17 protein-coding genes and 1 pseudogene are annotated in these 16,407 nt (G+C 70.2%); 9 read left to right on the top strand and 9 right to left on the bottom strand.

Annotated features, from left to right (window positions below; translation table 11 throughout):
• The first annotated feature begins 92 nt into the window (after positions 1 to 92).
• Entirely contained in the window at positions 93 to 992 is a 900-nt protein-coding gene (locus tag QMK34_RS12905) for an SMP-30/gluconolactonase/LRE family protein (protein WP_326414094.1), read from the top strand.
• Here QMK34_RS12905 and QMK34_RS12900 read toward each other — a convergent pair.
• The 3 genes and pseudogenes from QMK34_RS12900 to QMK34_RS12890 form a co-directional block, all read right to left on the bottom strand.
• Complete coding sequence (locus QMK34_RS12900; protein ID WP_326414093.1) at positions 985 to 2,175, bottom strand: glycoside hydrolase family 64 protein; 1,191 nt, start codon at positions 2,173 to 2,175, stop codon at positions 985 to 987. The genes QMK34_RS12905 and QMK34_RS12900 overlap by 8 nt on opposite strands.
• Before the next feature lie 149 nt (positions 2,176 to 2,324).
• A pseudogene (locus QMK34_RS12895) lies at positions 2,325 to 2,538 on the bottom strand (3-oxosteroid 1-dehydrogenase); the annotation flags it as partial.
• A 147-nt stretch (positions 2,539 to 2,685) separates the two neighbouring features.
• A complete protein-coding gene (locus QMK34_RS12890) occupies positions 2,686 to 3,312 on the bottom strand; it encodes a GPR1/FUN34/YaaH family transporter (RefSeq protein ID WP_326414092.1) in 627 nt (208 codons plus the stop codon).
• Positions 3,313 to 3,529: 217 nt separating this feature from the next.
• Between QMK34_RS12890 and QMK34_RS12885 the strand changes: the two genes are divergently transcribed.
• From QMK34_RS12885 to QMK34_RS12875, 3 genes are all read left to right on the top strand, one after another.
• Positions 3,530 to 4,804, top strand: coding sequence for a PucR family transcriptional regulator (locus QMK34_RS12885; protein WP_326414090.1), 1,275 nt, complete (start codon positions 3,530 to 3,532; stop codon positions 4,802 to 4,804).
• Positions 4,805 to 4,932: 128 nt separating this feature from the next.
• Positions 4,933 to 7,263 (top strand): molybdopterin cofactor-binding domain-containing protein, encoded by a 2,331-nt coding sequence (locus tag QMK34_RS12880; protein WP_326414089.1) that lies wholly within the window; start codon positions 4,933 to 4,935, stop codon positions 7,261 to 7,263.
• 11 nt (positions 7,264 to 7,274) lie between these two features.
• Complete coding sequence (locus tag QMK34_RS12875; RefSeq protein WP_326414088.1) at positions 7,275 to 7,751, top strand: (2Fe-2S)-binding protein; 477 nt, start codon at positions 7,275 to 7,277, stop codon at positions 7,749 to 7,751.
• A 20-nt stretch (positions 7,752 to 7,771) separates the two neighbouring features.
• On the opposite strand, the gene QMK34_RS12870 is transcribed toward QMK34_RS12875, so the two are convergent.
• A complete protein-coding gene (locus tag QMK34_RS12870; protein ID WP_326414087.1) occupies positions 7,772 to 8,215 on the bottom strand; it encodes a VOC family protein in 444 nt (147 codons plus the stop codon).
• A 99-nt stretch (positions 8,216 to 8,314) separates the two neighbouring features.
• Entirely contained in the window at positions 8,315 to 8,524 is a 210-nt protein-coding gene (locus tag QMK34_RS12865) for a CsbD family protein (RefSeq protein WP_326414086.1), read from the bottom strand.
• Positions 8,525 to 8,764: 240 nt separating this feature from the next.
• Between QMK34_RS12865 and QMK34_RS12860 the strand changes: the two genes are divergently transcribed.
• The 4 genes from QMK34_RS12860 (at position 8,765) to QMK34_RS12845 (ending at position 10,738) form a co-directional block, all read left to right on the top strand.
• Positions 8,765 to 9,352 (top strand): RNA polymerase sigma factor, encoded by a 588-nt coding sequence (locus tag QMK34_RS12860; RefSeq protein WP_326414085.1) that lies wholly within the window; start codon positions 8,765 to 8,767, stop codon positions 9,350 to 9,352.
• Positions 9,343 to 9,912, top strand: a complete 570-nt coding sequence (locus QMK34_RS12855) for an Asp23/Gls24 family envelope stress response protein (RefSeq protein ID WP_326414084.1) — start codon at positions 9,343 to 9,345, stop codon at positions 9,910 to 9,912. Before QMK34_RS12860 ends, QMK34_RS12855 begins: the two co-directional genes overlap by 10 nt.
• 74 nt (positions 9,913 to 9,986) lie before the next feature.
• On the top strand, positions 9,987 to 10,406 hold the full coding sequence (locus QMK34_RS12850; protein ID WP_326414083.1) for an Asp23/Gls24 family envelope stress response protein: 420 nt from the start codon (positions 9,987 to 9,989) through the stop codon (positions 10,404 to 10,406).
• Positions 10,403 to 10,738: a hypothetical protein gene (locus QMK34_RS12845; RefSeq protein ID WP_326414082.1), complete on the top strand. Its 336-nt coding sequence runs from the start codon at positions 10,403 to 10,405 to the stop codon at positions 10,736 to 10,738. Before QMK34_RS12850 ends, QMK34_RS12845 begins: the two co-directional genes overlap by 4 nt.
• Here QMK34_RS12845 and QMK34_RS12840 read toward each other — a convergent pair.
• The gene (locus QMK34_RS12840) at positions 10,714 to 11,334 is read right to left on the bottom strand and encodes a hypothetical protein (protein WP_326414081.1); all 621 of its coding nucleotides are present in this window, start codon (positions 11,332 to 11,334) and stop codon (positions 10,714 to 10,716) included. The two genes, QMK34_RS12845 and QMK34_RS12840, sit on opposite strands and share 25 nt — an antisense overlap.
• 98 nt (positions 11,335 to 11,432) lie before the next feature.
• On the opposite strand from QMK34_RS12840, the gene QMK34_RS12835 reads away from it, so the two are divergent.
• A complete protein-coding gene (locus QMK34_RS12835; protein WP_326414080.1) occupies positions 11,433 to 14,711 on the top strand; it encodes a glucodextranase DOMON-like domain-containing protein in 3,279 nt (1,092 codons plus the stop codon).
• Positions 14,712 to 15,112: 401 nt separating this feature from the next.
• Here QMK34_RS12835 and QMK34_RS12830 read toward each other — a convergent pair whose 3' ends face one another.
• From QMK34_RS12830 to QMK34_RS12820, 3 genes are all read right to left on the bottom strand, one after another.
• Entirely contained in the window at positions 15,113 to 15,301 is a 189-nt protein-coding gene (locus QMK34_RS12830) for a hypothetical protein (RefSeq protein WP_326414079.1), read from the bottom strand.
• A gap of 307 nt (positions 15,302 to 15,608) precedes the next feature.
• Positions 15,609 to 15,773, bottom strand: coding sequence for a hypothetical protein (locus tag QMK34_RS12825; RefSeq protein WP_326414078.1), 165 nt, complete (start codon positions 15,771 to 15,773; stop codon positions 15,609 to 15,611).
• Between the two features lie 151 nt (positions 15,774 to 15,924).
• Positions 15,925 to 16,383: a hypothetical protein gene (locus QMK34_RS12820; RefSeq protein ID WP_326414077.1), complete on the bottom strand. Its 459-nt coding sequence runs from the start codon at positions 16,381 to 16,383 to the stop codon at positions 15,925 to 15,927.
• Positions 16,384 to 16,407: the final 24 nt, after the last annotated feature.

Here is a 16,407-nt window from a genome sequence, read left to right as displayed (position 1 = left end):
CTCCAAGAGCTACACCAGTCGGACATGAGCATGATATACCGGTTGAGGTACGGCATTTAGCCGACTAAACAGGATCTCATCTTGGGGACACCATGACCGCGTTACCATCAGCCGCGCTCACCTACGAGGTGGCGGACGAACGCTTCGCCCGCTTCGGCGGGGACGCCAGGGCCTACAAGCTCCACGAGGACAACCGGTGGGCCGAAGGCCCGGTCTACGTCCCGGCGGGCCGGTACCTGCTCTGGAGCGACATCCCGAACGACCGGATGCTGCGCTGGGACGAGACGACCGGCGTGGTCGGCGTCTTCCGCTCCCCCGCCGGGCACACCAACGGCCACACCCTCGACCGGTCGGGCCGCCTGATCAGCTGTGAACAGGGCAACCGGCGCCTCACGCGCACTGAGCACGACGGCACCGTGACAGTGCTGGCGGACCGGCACGAGGGCAACCGCTTCAACAGCCCGAACGACGTCGTGGTCGCGGCCGACGGCGGGATCTGGTTCACCGATCCCGACTACGGGATCATGAACGACTACGAAGGCTTTCGCGCCGAGTCCGAAACGGACGGCTGCCACGTCTATCGCGTGAACCCGGCCACCGGCGACGTGCAACGGGTCGCCGACGACTTCGTCAAGCCGAACGGGCTCGCCTTCTCCCTTGACGAAAGCCGCCTCTACATCGCCGACACGAGGGCCAACCACATCCGGGAGTTCACTGTGGGGCCCGGCGGGAAGCTCTCGGGCGGCGAGGTGTTCGCCATGTGCGAGACCGGCCGGTTCGACGGTTTCCGGCTCGACACGGCGGGACGCCTGTGGGCCGCCGCGGGTGACGGCGTGCACTGCTTCGCCCCGGACGGCAAGCTGATCGGGAAGATCAAGCTCCCGGAGGAAGCGGCCAACCTCACCTTCGGCGGCCCCAAGCGCAACCTCATGTTCGTCTGCGCCACGACCACGGTCTACGCGTTCATGACCGCGGCCACCGGCGTCAGCTGAACGGGTCGAGCGTGATGAACGCCTGCTGCGGGTTGCCGTCGTTCACCAGCGACTCGTAGTTGCCGACGTCGTCGAAGGCGAAGGCGTAGGCCTTGCCGTCGACCATCTGCGCGTGGATCTTGCGGGCGTACTGGTTGCTCACGGTGTCGGCGTAGAAGCTGGCCGGGCTCGTGTCGGGCTGGTTCGGGTTCACCAGCAGGGTCGCGCGGTTGTACCCGGCGCACAGGGTGCGGGAGATCGGCCCGCGCACGAGGTCGTTGGGCGCGTCGAGCAGCTTGTAGCAGCCGAAGATGCTGTCGGAGTCGGGTTTCTGGAACGAGGTGACGACCGCGCCGGAACTGTTGGTGAAGTTCATGACGTTGCCCGAGACCCGGCCGAAGTACTTCGTGTTCGGCTGGTCCCCGAACGGGGTCACCGTCAGGGTGGACGAGCTGTACTTCGACCACACCCGGTCGATGTAGTCGTTCAGCACCGTGGCGGGCAGCCCGCCGCCCTCGATGCCGTGTCCCGGCGCGAGCGCACGAAGCACGGTGCCGTCCGGCGCGGTCTGGATCAGGTTGGCCCAGCCGCCGGGCTGGTCGCGCAGCGCGGAGAAGAAACCGTTGTAGCCACCGGGTTTCAGGTGACCGGTGGTCTTGGTCGTGCCGTTGGCGAGCTGGACGCCGACGGCGTACGGGGCCGAGAACATGTCGACCTGCGTGCTGTTGATCCACAGGCCGCCGTCGTTGAGGGTGTACTCGGTCCAGTTGAACAGGATGTTCCGGTTGGGATCGCTCGGGTTCTGCACCGCGGGCTGCACGAGACCGCCCGTGGTCAGCTTGAACACCAGCTTCTGGCCGTAGGAGAAGTAGACGCGGCCGGAGAACTTGGGCAGCCGCAGCGTGACTGACTGGCCGTTGGCCGGTCCGGCGATGGAGGCGTCGGGCGCCGGGGTCGGCGGGTTGCCGCCGCCGGGCCACGGGTGGAACGTGCCGTTGCCGTCGGCCCAGCCCTGCTGGCCGGTCGTGAGCAGGGTCCCGAGGTCGTAGATGTAGAGCTGGTCGCCGCGCCCGGAGTTGTTCGTGATCTTGAGCGGGATGGTGGTGGGTACCGCTTCGGCCGGGGCCGCGACGACCACCGTCACCACCGCGGCGGCGGCCGCCATCGCGGCGAACAGCGCCGTCAACTTCTTCTTGGCGAACACGTGCGTCTCCTCCTCAGGTCAATTCCACGGGAGCGGAACAGCGCTCTGCGCGCTTGACCGGGAGGGAGGCGGTCCTCCGGGGCTCATCGAGGTGCGCTCCCAGGATCACGCCCCCGGCGAGGGGTTGTCAACCGGCTATTCGTTGTCTGTCAAGACATGTTCCGGCCGGGCCCGTCAACCAGGTCGTCGGCCGCGACGTAGCCGAAGGTCATCGCGGGCCCGACGGTGGACCCGTTCCCGGCGCAGCTGTGCCCCATCACCGCCGCGCTGGCGTTGCTCCGCCACGACCGAACCGTCCGCGCGGAGCACCCGCGCGCGGGCGCCGGTCCGCGGGCCGCTCTTGGTGCCCAGATCCCCCGGAACACGCCCGATCGGTGTAATGGTCGTAAACGCTGGCACCACGATGAAAGTCACTGTCCACACCGGACCGGTAGGCATTCGGCCCGGCGCGCACGCGAAGAGGTGGCCGGACGGCTGCCGCCCGGCCACCTCTGGTCCTTTGTGGACCGGCTAGCCGCGGATCAGCGGCGGCCCGAGCGGCAGCGCGGAGCCCCCGGTCGCCTGTGACGCCGCACTGAAGAACAGGTAGACGCCGACGGCGGCGAATCCGAACACCACGACACCCGCGATGGCCAGCGCACCCGCCGAGCCCTGCAGCGTGCCGATCAGCACGAACACCAGCGCGACCTCGATGAGCGCGAACAGGACCGTGTAGGCGAGCGGCAGCCGCAGGGTCGCCAGCGTGAGCATGCCGACGATCACCAGCCACGAGATCAGGAACACGGCCTGGGTGTCGACGACGGCGGTGGCGCCGATACCGAACCAGTTGTGCGTCAGGCCGAGCACGAGCAGCGCGTAGCTCAGCCAGAAGCCGGAGAAGATGCCGAAGACCCCGGCCACCGCGCTCTGCCCGGCGGCGGCCGACCAGACCGCGGCGATGAGCAGCCCGACCCCGGTGGCCGCGATGATGACGGCCAGCGAGGCGCCGACCGCGGCCGCGGGCCCGTAACCGATCAGGACGAGGGCCAGCGCGACCGAGCCCACGCTGAAGCTGGGGAGGCCGATCATCGCGGCCTCCTCGGCGCGCTGGGCGGGGATTCGGGGGACGCTTTCGGTACTGGCATCGAGGGTGGTCATGACGGGCTCCCTTTTCGGGCATCCGGAAGGTGCCGTGGGTGACGCGGCGGCACGCCCTCCGGTGTACCGCCGGGGTCCCCGGCGGCGGGTCTCATTTAGAGACGCAGATCACATTTTGGTCATTCTGACCAGGTCCGGCCGCGCACATGGGTGGTTCCCGCACCCGCTTGCGCCCTGCCACCAATCCGCGGGGCCACCGGCTCCGAATTCCCGTGATATGAGTGGACCGGCGAGCAACGACGGCGCCCGGGTCGCGGAGTCGCTGGCGACGAGCGTCCTGCTGCGCGTCCCCGCGCTGACCGACGACCTGGTGCATACGATCCAGGAGCAGAACCAGGGCTATCGCAGGATGAACGTAGTCCCCAGGGACGATCTCTGGCGCTCCTGCCACGACAACGTCACCCGGGTCCTGCAACTGCTCGCCGGGCTCGACAGCGAAGACGGCGCGGACGTGTACTACGACGCCGCCCAGGCGACCGGCCAGCGCCGCGCCCAGCAGCAGCTCCCGCTCGACGACGTGCTGCGCTCGTTCCGGCTCGGCGGCAGGCTGGTCTGGCAATACCTGATCGACGAGGCGCGAGCGGCGAGCACCGTCGGCACCGACGGCCTGCTCGACGTGGCGACCCGGGTCTGGGAGGTCGTCGACACTATCTCGTCGCAGGTGGCGGCCGCCTACCACGCCGCGGAACGCCAGCTCGTCCGCGCGGACGAGCAGCGCCGGGCCGCGCTGTGGGAGGGCCTGCTCCAGGGCCGGGCGACGGACGCGGCGTTCGCCTACGAGGCGAGCCGGATCGTGCGGCTCCCGGTCGACGGCCCGTACGCCGTCGTCTCCGCGGGCGGGCGGCAGGACAACGACGGACTGACCGACGCGCTCGGCGAGCGGCTCGAGGAACGCGGGATCCGGTCGGCCTGGCAGGCCCGCTCCGCCACCCTGGTCGGGCTGCTCGCCCTGCCGTTGTCCGCGACCGACGCCGCGGTGAAGGTCCTGCGGGGGATCCTGACCGGCCCGGTCGGCGTGTCACTGGTGGTCACCGGTCTCGCCGAGGTGGACCAGGCGTACCGGCAGGCGACGCTCGCGCGCCGCACGCTGCCGGCCGGCGGGCGGGCCATCGTGAGCCTGTCGGAACGGCTGCCGGAGGCCCTGCTGCTCAACTCCCCCGAACTCACGGAGCCGCTCGTGCGGCGCTGGCTCGGGCCGTTGCTCGACCTGCCGGCCCACGATCGGCGGATGTTGCTGCACACGCTGGAGACCTGGGCGTCCACCGCGGGTTCGACGATCCGCACAGCGGAGGCGCTGCATTGTCACCGCAACACCGTGATCAACCGGATGCACCGGATCGAATCGGTCATCGGACTGGAATTCAGCTCCGAAAACATTCCGGTCGAGCTCACCCTCGCCTTGCGTGCCCTGCCTTTCCTGAACGATCACCCGGCACCCGTGCGAAAGCCCGAACCCGCACCCAGGACTGTGCACAACGCACAACGTCGTTAGCCCGATAGTAGGCGTGGCGGTCATGGTTGCGAGGGTGTGTCCTGTGTAACACTCCGGCACAGAATAACTGCCTTTGCGGCTTCTCCCACGGTGTTGTTGGAGTCGTTCGAGTTTCGAGAGGACTGCCGATGGCGAATCATCGCCGCGCCCCCCGGCTGCCGGAAATCGAGCCGAAAGGCATCGACCGGCGCTATTTCCTGGGTTTCCTGATCGCCGCCCCGACGTTGGCCGTAGCCGCACAGGTCGGCGGCGCCGTGCTGGAGCCGGCCAAGGCCAGCGCCGCGATCCCCTCGCTGCCCCAGCCCGAGGACATCTTCGACCTGGGTGACCTGCAGAACCTCGCGGCGCTGCCGACCTCGGGCCTGATCTCGGTCCGGGTGAACGCCGACGGCACCGCCTCGTTCGCGGTGCACCGGGCCGAAGTGGGCCAGGGCATGACGACCGCGGTGGCGATGATGATCGCCGAGGAGCTGGACCTGCCGCTGAACAAGGTCAAGGTCACCCTCGCCGACGCCCGCCCCGAGCTGCTGCTCAACCAGCTCACCGGCGGCTCGAACTCGATGCGCAGCATCTACACCCCGGTCCGCACCGCGGCCGCCCTCGCGCGCCAGCAGCTGGTGGCCACCGCGGCGAGCCAGTGGAAGGTGCCCGCGTCGGAACTGCGCACCAGCAACGGAATGGTGACGCACTCCAGCGGCAAGAAGGCGAGCTACGGCTCGCTCACCAAGGCCGCCGCCGTGACGAAGACGGTCAGCGTCTCGACGCAGCTCAAGAAGGTGTCCGAGTTCAAGATCCTCGGCACCGCCCAGAATCGCATCGACGCCCGCGAAGCCGTCATGGGCGCCAAGAAGTTCACCCTCGACTACGAGGTGCCGAACGCGAAGCCCGCCATGGTGCGCCGGCCGCCGACGATCAACGGCACCGTCAAGTCCGTCGCGAACGCGGCGGCCGTCAAGGCGATGCCCGGCATCACTGACGTCGCGACCATCACCCACGGTGTCGCGGTGCGCGGGGAGACGTTCGGCCAGTGCATCGACGCGCTCAACGCGCTGGAGGTGACCTGGGGATCGGGCACGGTGGACAACGAGTCCGACGCGACCGTCCTCAAGAAGCTCAAGGCCGCGCAGCTCCCGCTGCTCGTGCCGGGGCTGCTGACCAAGTCGGTCGACGCGGAGTTCACCTTCGCCTTCGCCAGCAACAGCCCGCTGGAGCCCGGCACCGCGATCGCCGACGTCCGGTCCGACCGAGCCGAGATCTGGTCGTGCCTCAAGGTGCCGATCGTGGCGCAGCAAGAAATCGCCGCCAGCCTCGGACTCCCGGCGAGCGCGGTGAAGGTGCACGTGACGCAGGGCGGTGGCTCGTTCGGCAGGCACCTGTTCCACGACACCGCGAGCGAAGCGGCCGAGATCTCGAAGAAGATGGGCAAGCCCGTCAAGCTGATGTGGTCGCGGACCGACGACTTCCGCCAGGGCCGCACCCACCCCATGTGCGTCACGCGGGTCCGGGCGACTTACGCGCTGGGCAACGTGATCAGCTTCGAGCAGCGGCACACCAGCGTGCAGACCGACTTCAGCCACGGCCTCGGCGAGATGATCACCGCGACCGCGGCGAAACTGCCGGTCGGCGGCAACCTGAGCTTCGCCGAGACGATCTTCCTGCTGAGCCAGTCCTCGCCGTACAACTTCGGCGTCACCACGCAGCTGCTCAACGAGATCCCGCTGAAGTTCAACACCGGCAGCATGCGCAACATCTACTCGCCGAACGTGGTGACCGCCGAGGAACTGGTGGTCGACCAGCTGGCCGCGAAGATGGGCAAGGACCCGGTGCAGTTCCGCCGGGAGTTCCTCAAGGACGCGAGGATCCGCGCGGTGCTCGACAAGGCCGTCGAGGTCGGTGAGTGGGGCAAGGCCATGCCCGCCGGGACGGCGCAGGGCATCGCGGTGCACTCCGAGTACCGGGGTGCCGTCGTGGCACTGGTCGAGATCGACTGCCGGCCGGAGACGGTCAACCGGAAGATCACCGACGCGGTGACCGGCCCCCGGGTGACCAAGGCGCTCATCGTCGTCGACCCGGGTTTCGCGATCAACCCGCGCGGGCTCGAGGCGCAGATGATCGGCGGGATGAACGACGGCATCGCGATGTGCCTGACCTCCAGCCTGCACATGAAGAACGGCATCCCGCTGGAAGGCAGCTGGGACAACTACTTCTACACCCGGCAGTGGAACACGCCGTCCGACATGCAGGTGGTCGTCATGCCGAACACCTCGGACTCGCCCAGTGGTGCGGGCGAGCTCGGCGTCGCGCCGTCCTTCGCCGCGACAGCGTGCGCCTACGCCAGGGCGACCGGGAAGATGCCGACCTCGTTCCCGATCAACCACGGGACCCTCAGCTTCGAGCCGTACCCGCTGGAGCCGTCCACGCCGCCGTCGCCCACCAACGGCCTCGACACCGAAATCTGAGGAGAACCCCCTTGCCCAGTCACACTTTCAAGCTCAACGGCAAGATGGTGTCCGTCGAGGTCGCCGATGACGTGCGCCTGCTTTGGGTGCTGCGGGACATGCTCGGGGTCACCGGGCCCAAGTACGGCTGCGGGCTCAACGTCTGCAAGGCGTGCACCAGCCACATCAACGGCAAGGCCTTCAACCCGTGCTCGGTGCCGGTGTCGAAGATCAAGCCGACCGACGAGGTGACCACGATCGAGGGCCTGCCCGCGACGGTCGGCAAGGACCTGCACCCGATGCAGGAGGCCTGGCTCGACCTCGACGTCGTGCAGTGCGGGTACTGCCAGCCCGGCCAGATCATGGCCGCCGTGGCCAAGGTCCGCCAGGCCAAGGCGGCGGGCCGCGAGATCGTCGACGCCGACCTCGACGAGATCCGCAACATCTGCCGGTGCGGGACCTACTCGCGGATCCGGGAAGCGATCAAGGCGGGCGCCAAGAACATGTGACGCGCGCTCAGGACCCGCTCTCAGGACAGGGGCGCGGTGAGCTCGACCTGGATGCCGTCGGGATCGGTGATGGACAGCACCACGATCCCGAACGGCGCCAGCTCGGTCGGCTCACCGTGCTCGTGGCCCCGGGACTCGCAGAGGTCCCGGACGGCCTGCAGGTCTTTCGCCGCACCCACGCGGAAACTCACGTGGTCCAGCCCGACGCGCCGGGGATCGAACCGGTCGCCCGCGCGGGTGCGCGGCTCGTCGCACGGCCTGAGGCCGAGTTCGAGTTCGCCGTTGGTGAGCACGACGCCGCCCTGAAGGTTGTCCTTCGTCAGCCAGTAGCCGGGATCCGACAGCGGCGGCGGGCCGTCCACGGCCACGCGGAAGCCCAGCACTTCGGTGTAGAACGCCGTCGCCCGCTCGACATCGGTGACGGACAAGCGCAGGTGGTGCACCGAACCCACGGTGACGGCCATCTGTTCCCTGCCTCTCGGTCCTTTGTGGAATCGTCAGGCCCCCCTGACCGCCTGGGCGGCACCGTTCCCCGAACCGGTGCCGCCCAGGTTTCCGCGAGGTCAGTCCTTCTTGAACATGTCCTTGATCTTGCCCGCGGCGTCGCCGACGGCGTCCTTCACGTTCTCCACCGCGTCCTTGACACCGGCCTTCGCCTGGTCGCCCTTGCCCTCGGCCTGGAGCTGCTCGTCGCCGGTGACGTTCCCGGTGGCCTCCTTGGCCTTGCCGCCCAGGTCCTCGGCCTTGTTGCTGATCTTGTCGCCCAACGACATCGCGGGTCTCCCTCTGTGCGTCGCGGCGCCCCGGGCGGGTCGCCGTCTCGTCAGCAGGACACCGGTCCCGCCGGATTCGTCACGGACACCATCGGGTGATGACCGTCACGGGTGCTGCGGCCGTGACGAATCGGAGTCCGGTCGTGTCTTGGTGGTGTCGGCGCTCCCGAGGCGTCGTCCGAAGCCGACCTCCGCAGCCGAGAGGACCGCCACCATGGCCGGTGCACACAGGTGCCGCCGATGACCACGTCCACTGAGGTGGAAGCAAGACCCGGGGACGACGTCGCGCCGGAACTCGACGAAGCCACGCTCGTCGCCAGGGCCAGGGGAGGTGACGTGCGAGCTTACGAGCAGCTCGTGCGGCGCTACCAGGGACCGATGTACCGCCTCGCGGCGCGCATGCTGTCCAGCCGGAGCGACGCCGAGGACGTGGTGCAGGAGGTGTTCCTGACGGCCTGGCGCAGGCTCGGCCAGCTGCAGGAGGACGCCGCCTTCGTCGGCTGGCTCTACCGGACCACGACCAACCGGTGCCTCAACGTGATCCGGTCCAGGAAGCCCACCTCGGACGTCGAGCTCGACGAGCGCGAGTCGGCGAGCGCGACCGGCCGTCCCGAGCGGGCGGCCGAGACCAGCGGGCAAATGGCGGCGCTGAGCGCCGCCCTGGACCAGCTGACCGGCGAGCAACGGGCCTGCTGGTTGCTCCGGGAGGTCCACGGACGCTCCTACGACGAGATCGCCGAGGCGGTCGGCACGTCGAGTACCGCGGTGCGCGGACGAATCGCGCGAGCACGAGCACAACTGGCGGAGGTGATGGCGCCATGGCGGTGAACCAGACGACGAACCAGACGACGCAGAGCTACGCCCTGCCCTGCGGCCGCGACGTCGAGACGGTGTGGGAACGGCTCGGTGAGGTCGAAGCGGGCCGGGCGGACGCCCACGACATCGACTGCCGGCACTGCCGGGCAGCGCGGGAGAGCCTCAAGGTCCTGCGGGACCTTACCGGTGAGCTCGCCGCGGACGACAGCGAGCCGTCGCTCGACCTGACCGGCCGGATCATGTCCGCCGTCCGCGCCGAGGTGCGCCGGCACGACCTGGTCCCGCTGCCCACCGCCGAGCCGGGCGGCGTCCGAGTGAGCGAGCAGGCCGTGGCCTCGGTGCTGCGGTTCGCCGCCGACACCGTCGACGGCGTCCACGCCCGTCACTGCAAGGTGACCGCGGTGGACGGCTTCGCGGTCGAGGTGCGGATGAGCCTCGCGGTGAGCTACCGCGGGTTCACCGGCCACGCGCTCGAAGACGTCCGCGAACGGGTGACCGCTGCGGCCGGGGCGCGGCTCGGGGTCCGCCTCGCTCGTCTCGACCTCACCCTCGCCGACCTCTACGACGCCTGACCGGTGTCCCCCCGATCCGACCACCCGACCCCACCCGCCGGACGATCTCCGGCCGACAGCAAGGGACTGCAGCCGTGCTGACCATCGACGTCGCCGACACCGCGGGAGCGGTGTCCCGGGCGGAATGTGTGCTCACCGAACCGGTGATAGCCGCGATCGCCGTCCACGCCACCACCACGGTCGCCGGGGTGGTGCGGCTCGAACCCGGCCTCGCCGGGCTGGCCGGTTCGCTGGCCCGATCCGCCCGTCAGCGGATCAAGGGCCTCGACCCCGCCCCGACCGAAGGCGTGCGCGTCGAGGTCGACCGCGAAGACCCGGCCGGGCCTTGCGTCCGGCTGGAGATCGACCTGGTGACCTCCGCGCAGGACCAGGCGGCCGCGGTGGCGCAGGCGGTGCAGCGCGCCGTCACCCGCGCCGTCGCCGGTGCCACCGGGCTGGCGCTCGCGTCGGTCAGTGTGTCCATTTTGGACATCGACCCGGGTGCGGGCGGATGACGACCTCGAAGGCCGAGCTGGCCGGAATCCTGTTGACGGTGCTGAAAGGCGTCCCCGGGCTGCGGACGGCCACGCCCTCACCTGCCCAGACGTCGGCCGGGCTGCCGTGGGACCTGGAGCTGCTGGCCGTCGACGTCGAAGACGACCTGGTCGAAATCAGCCTCGTCGCGCTGGCCCTGCCGTTGCCGCCGCTGCTGCGCCGCGCCGAGCACGCGCTGCGCTCCGCGCTGGACGACACGGAGTGGGCGCCCGCGCGGCTGAGGTTGATCGTGACCGATCTCGACGCGGCGGCCTTTACGGCTCGTGGTTACCCGGAGCGGTTCGAGTCCTGAAACCGAAGCCCGTGCCGCTGAAGCTCCCAGCGGGCGAGCTCCGCGATCACCGCCGGGTCGCGGTCGCGCCAGCCGGTGGTGACCGCGCCCGCCGCGGCGAGGCGCGGGAGCGGTTGGGTCACCAGTGCCCGCAGCGCGAGGAGGTCCAGGCCGTCGTCCCCCAGCGCGCCGAGCCGGGCGGCGGCGCTCGCCGCGCGCACGAACCGCCAGCGCAACGGCAGCCAGGTGGCCAGCAGGAACAGCACCGGGATGGCGATCAGCAGGAAAGCCATCCACCACGCCAGGTTCTCCACCGCGTCGATCTGCCAGCGGCCCGCGTCGGCGAGCTTCGTCCCCGCGTCGGAGCCGGTGTGCAGCGCCTTGGCGAGGGCATCGCCGATCAGCGGCACCCCACCGGCGCTGTCGGCCGCCGAATCGAAGGTCCCGCGCAGGCCCGACCCGGCGTCGACGAGGCCGTCGCCAGGGGCCCGCAGCCGCAGCACCTCGGTGTGGACCCGGACCCCGAGCCACACCGCGAACCCGGCGAAGGCCAGTGCGAGCAGATCGGCGAGGAGCTGGGCTGAACGGCGGAGCGGGCGGTCGGCGTAGACCTTCATCGGTCACCCTTCGGCTGGGCCGGGTCATGAGCCACGGGAACATACCGCCTCCCCGCCGGGTCTGGACCACGTCTTCGGCGCGTGGTGGGATGCCTGACATGAACCGGTTCACGCGCGGCGCGGCGCTCCTGCTGACAGCGGTCCTGTGCACGGCAGGGGTGGTCACCGTCGCCCCCGGCGCCGCGGCAGCCGAAGCCGGGCCGGGCGCGTTGTCGCATTTCGGCCTGGCGCGCAAGGACTGCCTCGGCACCGCGCGGAACTCGTCGAGCAAGGTGTGGTTCACCGTGGCGGGCGGCGTGCTGTCCGACGTCTACGCGCCGACGGTCGACAACACCAACGTCGAATCCCTGCAGTTCGTGGTCACCGACGGCCGCGGCTTCACCGACCTGCAGACCCGGGACATGACCTACGCCATCCGGACCAGTGCGGGCGGCATGGCCTGCGAGGTCACCTCGACCGCGCGCAGCGGCCGCTACCGGCTCGTCACCGAGTACCTCACCGACCCCGCGCACGACAGCGTGCTGGTGCGCACGCGGCTCGATCCGCTGCACGGCTCCGGCGACGACCTCAAGGTGTACGTGCGGTTCGACGCCGGCATCAACGGCAACGGCGGGGGCGGGCCCGGCAACGGCGGCGCGGACGACGCCTCGGTCGACCGCGCGACGACCTCGCTGGTCAGCGCCGACCCGAACACCCGCACGAGCGCGCCCGCCCGCGACTACGGCGTGCCACTGGCCGCGGCGCTGCGCTCGGAACGGCGGTTCCTGTCCACCAGCAGCGGCTACGCGGGCACCGCGCGCGACGGACTGTCGCAATTGGACAAAGACCGGCGGCTCACCGACACCTCCCCGGCGGCCGGACACGGGAATGTGGTGCAGACCGCCCAGCTCGACCTGACCCCGCGCAAACCGCTGACGCTCGCACTCGGTTTCGGCGCCGACGCCCGTGCCGCCGTCGACACCGCCGGAGCGAGCCTGCGGACGCCGTACGAACGGAGCTATCGAGAGTACGCGCGCGGCTGGCAGGAGTACGACGCGCGGCTGACGCGGCTTCGCCACGGCGGCACCGACGCCTACCTGCAGTCGGTGAACGTGCTGAAAGCCAGTGAGGACAAGACTTTCCCCGGCGCGGTCGTCGCCTCGCTCGGCAGCCCGTGGGGGCAGGCGGTGAGCGCGGGCGACACCCCGGGCGGCAATCCGGTGTACTTCGGCTCGTACCGTGAGATCTTCGCCCGCGACCTCTACGAGAGCTTCTCCGGCCTGCTGGCCGCGGGCGATCTCGCCACGGCCAAGGCGACCGTCGGCTGGTTGTTCACCCGGCAGCAGCAGCCCGACGGCCGTTTCCCGCGCAACTCGCTGCTCAACGGCAAGAAGGCGCCCGACTCCGGCGGCGACCAGCTCGACGAGAGCGCGTACCCGATCCTGATGGCGTTGCAGGCCGGGCTCGACCGCGACCGGAACCTCTACACCGACCACATCCGCGCCGCCGCCGACTTCGTGGTCGCGCACGGCCCCTCGTTCGGCTCGGAGCGCTGGGAGGAACAGGGCGGCTACTCGCCTTCGACCATCGCCGCGGAGATCGCCGGGCTCGTCGCCGCGGGCGTGATCGCCGACCGCAACGACGATCCCGCCCGCGCCCGCGTCTACCGCGCGACGGCCGACCGGTTCCAGCGAAGCGTCAAGGGCTGGACCGTCACCAGCACCGGCCCGTACTCCCCCGGCGGCTATTTCCTGCGGCTGACGAAGAACGGCGATCCGAACTCGGCGGTGAGCTACAACCTGGGCAACGGCTCGGTGGAAGCCGACCAGCGCGCCGTCGTCGACGCGGGTTTCCTGGAGCTCACACGACTTGGCGTGCTGCCCGCGAACGACCCCGACGTCGTGAACTCGCTCAAGGTCGTCGACCAGGTCCTCAAGCGCGACACGCCAGCCGGGCCCGGCTGGTACCGCTACGGAACAGCGGCGCCGGGCAGCGAAGACGGCTACGGCGACTGCTACGAACCCGCCCCGCCGACCTGCGCGCCCACGGGGACGCCGTGGCCCGCGACCAACGCGGGCTCCGGCCACCTGTGGCCGGTGCTGGCCGGTGAACGCGGCGAACAGGCCGTCCAGTCCGGCGACCGGCGGGCCGCGGCGGACCTGCTGCGCGCGATGCGAGCCCAGACCGGCGGCACCGGACTGATCCCGGAACAGATCTGGGAGAACCCGCCGTCGGCCGCGTCGCCTTTCGGGACCGATCCCCGGACGGCGTCGATCGGCTTCACCCCGGGTTACTCCGTCGGCTCGGCTTCGCCGCTGAGCTGGGCGCAGTCGCAGTCCGTCCGGCTGGCCCGCGCGGTCGACACCGGCGCACTGCCCGAGCAGCCCGCCGAAGTCCGCGCCCGCTACGTCGACCACGCCCCGCCCGCGGCGATTCCCGTGACGCTCAGCGCCCCGGCCTCGGTGTCGACGGCGACCACCACAGTCACGGGCACCGCGCCGCCGGGCAGCAAGGTCGACGTCTCGGCGTCGGCGACCGACGCGGGCGGTACGGTCGTCGTCAGCACCCGGGCGGACTCCAGCGGGGCTTTCAGCGCCACGGTGCCGACGCCGCTGGGCGCGACTGTCGTGACAGCGGCGGCGACCGGCCGCGGCACCGGGTACGCCCAGCGGGTGATCAGCTCCGACTTCGTCACCGGCACGGTCCTGCTGGACACCGCCGATCCCAGCGGCGACGACAACGGCCCCGGCACGTACACCTACCCCACCGCGGGCGACTTCCACGCGGGCGCCTTCGACATCCAGCGGTTCCAGGTGATCGACTCCGGCCAGCAGGTCGTCCTGCGCACCCAGGTCCGGGACCTCACCCCAACCTTCGGCTCCGCACTCGGCGCCCAGCTGCTCACGATCTACGCCCACGACCCGGCCGCCACCGGCACCTCGACGGCCGCGCCCTACCCGAGCCGCAACTACACGATCGCGCCCGCGGACGCGTGGAGCCGCCGCATCGAGGTCCAGGGCTTCGCCGAACCGGCGGTGGTCGACGCCTCCGGCGCCGTCGTGGCCACCGCGGCGGTGCAAGCCAGCGAAGCCACGCGCTTCCTCACCGTCAGCGTCCCGAGGACCGCACTCGGCACACCCGGTCCCGGCTGGACGTTCTCCGTAGTCCTCACCGGCCAGGACGGCAACTCGGCGGACCAGGCGAGGCACGTCACCGCCACCGCGGAGGCCTACACGTTCGGGCTCTGCGCGAGCGCCTCGGCGAGCCCGGTCTGCGCGGCGAGTCCCGCAACCGCACCGAAAGCCATGGACGTCCTCACCCCGGCCGGGGTGAACCAGGCGGCCGAACTCGACCCGACCCGCGGCCCGGTCGTCGTCCGCGGTGTGCCGGTGGGTTGACCGCCAGTCCACGCCCGACGAACGGATGCTCGCCGGGCGTGGTGGTGTCTTCGCCATCCGCCGCCGTTCGGCCTACGCCCGGCCAGGCTCGGCCCGTCGGCTGGCGCGGGAGACCTTGGTACCGCGTGGTTCGCCGCACCGGCCACGATCAGGGGGGTCCACATGAGACTGTCTCCCGACCCGAACAGCGTCGACCACCTCCGGATGCCGATCGTCACCCCGCGCCGAAACCGGCGTCCGGCGGCTGGAAAGCCGCCGCACGGGAGTCGTCGAACTGCTCCGGGACGAATTCGGAAACCCGATCCGGCTGTCCGGGCTTCTGCGGCTCTACTGACCCTCGGCATGACGAAACCCCCAGCCCCTCTCCCGTTTCCGGGGAGCGGATGGGGGCTTCGTTGCGTTCAGAGGTGCGCTAGTTCCGCGGCCGGGTATGCGAGGTGCCAGCCGTTGCCGATCGTGCACGGGATGGGCTTGAGCCGCCCCTCGGACTTCTCGACGAATCGGTCCGCGAGCTCCCGCGTGGAAATGATGGCTCGTTCGTCACAGGCGCCGCAGAGGGGTGCCTCGCTGTAGGCGAATGGCTCGTTCATCCTCGTCCTGTTTCTCCGCATCCTGGGCAGGTTTCCTTGTGCGGGTTCCTGCTGCCGGTCTTGCGGTCAATCACGGTACCCATACCCAGCCCTGGCCATTGCATGCGGGGCAAGGCTTATCGTGATCACCCATAGTCATCACCTCCGAAAGAACGCCGGGCCCAGGAGCCTGGACCCGGCGTCTCCGCGCCCGCCTCAGAACACTGGCGCGGCCTGACCGGTCGACGAACTCGACCGGAGTGGACACCCAGCCACCTCGCCGTCGAGGGAGGAGACAGCGCGGTGGCTGGGCTGATCAGGGGGAGGTCTAACCGTCCCCGACGAACTCCTCGTCGTCCTCGTCGTCCTCTTGCTCGTCGTCCTCTTGCTCGTCGTCGACGGGACCGTCGCCGTCTGGGTCGTCGATCGAGCCGTCGAACGTCCTGCGCCAACTCATCACCGCGTCCGCTCGTGCCAGTGCTCGCAGTCCCATGCGAAGCCTCCCGACAGGTAGACCGTCTTACAGTGGAAGCAGGTGCGGGCCGCCAACTCGTGCGACGTCCAGTTCGCGCACTGCTCGGCCGTCACCCGGCCTTTCGTCGCGGACGGCAAGGGTGTTGCTTTGCTGCGGAACTCGACCGCGGTCATGTCGGCGACCCGTTGCGTGCTTCGCGGCAGCCCCGGCACACCTGGAAGCGGGTGTGCTTCGAGAGCGGCTGGTTGTCGACGTCGGAATGGACGTGATGTTCGGCCAGCAACTGGGTGGCCTGGCACCAGGGGATGAGCAGGCTGAAAGACGGGTCCGCGAGCTCCCGCTTCAGGTATTCGTGAGCGCCGCCGTGCGCCGTGTAGTACCGAACCGTGTAGTCATCGCCGGTGTCCTGCCGATTCGGTGCTGCCGCCACGACGGTCATCGCCGCCGCCGCTCTGCGTCCCGCAGATCCGCGAGGGTCTGCTCGACGTTCACGGCGATCACGCTGTCCTTGAGGATCGCGGTCCACTCCGGCGATGTCCGTGGTCAAGCCAGTGGTGACGGTGACCTTCCGGCCGGTGGAGTCGACGGTCCGCGTCGTCCTCGCCTGGTGCCATCCGAGTGAATCCATGGTCGCCCCTGACCCGTAGAGTTC

It is taken from the genome of Amycolatopsis sp. H20-H5, from assembly GCF_035828755.1.
In the GTDB taxonomy this organism is placed as follows: domain Bacteria; phylum Actinomycetota; class Actinomycetes; order Mycobacteriales; family Pseudonocardiaceae; genus Amycolatopsis.
Note: the sequence above shows the minus strand (reverse complement) of the source record. Positions and strands in the feature narration are given on the sequence as shown.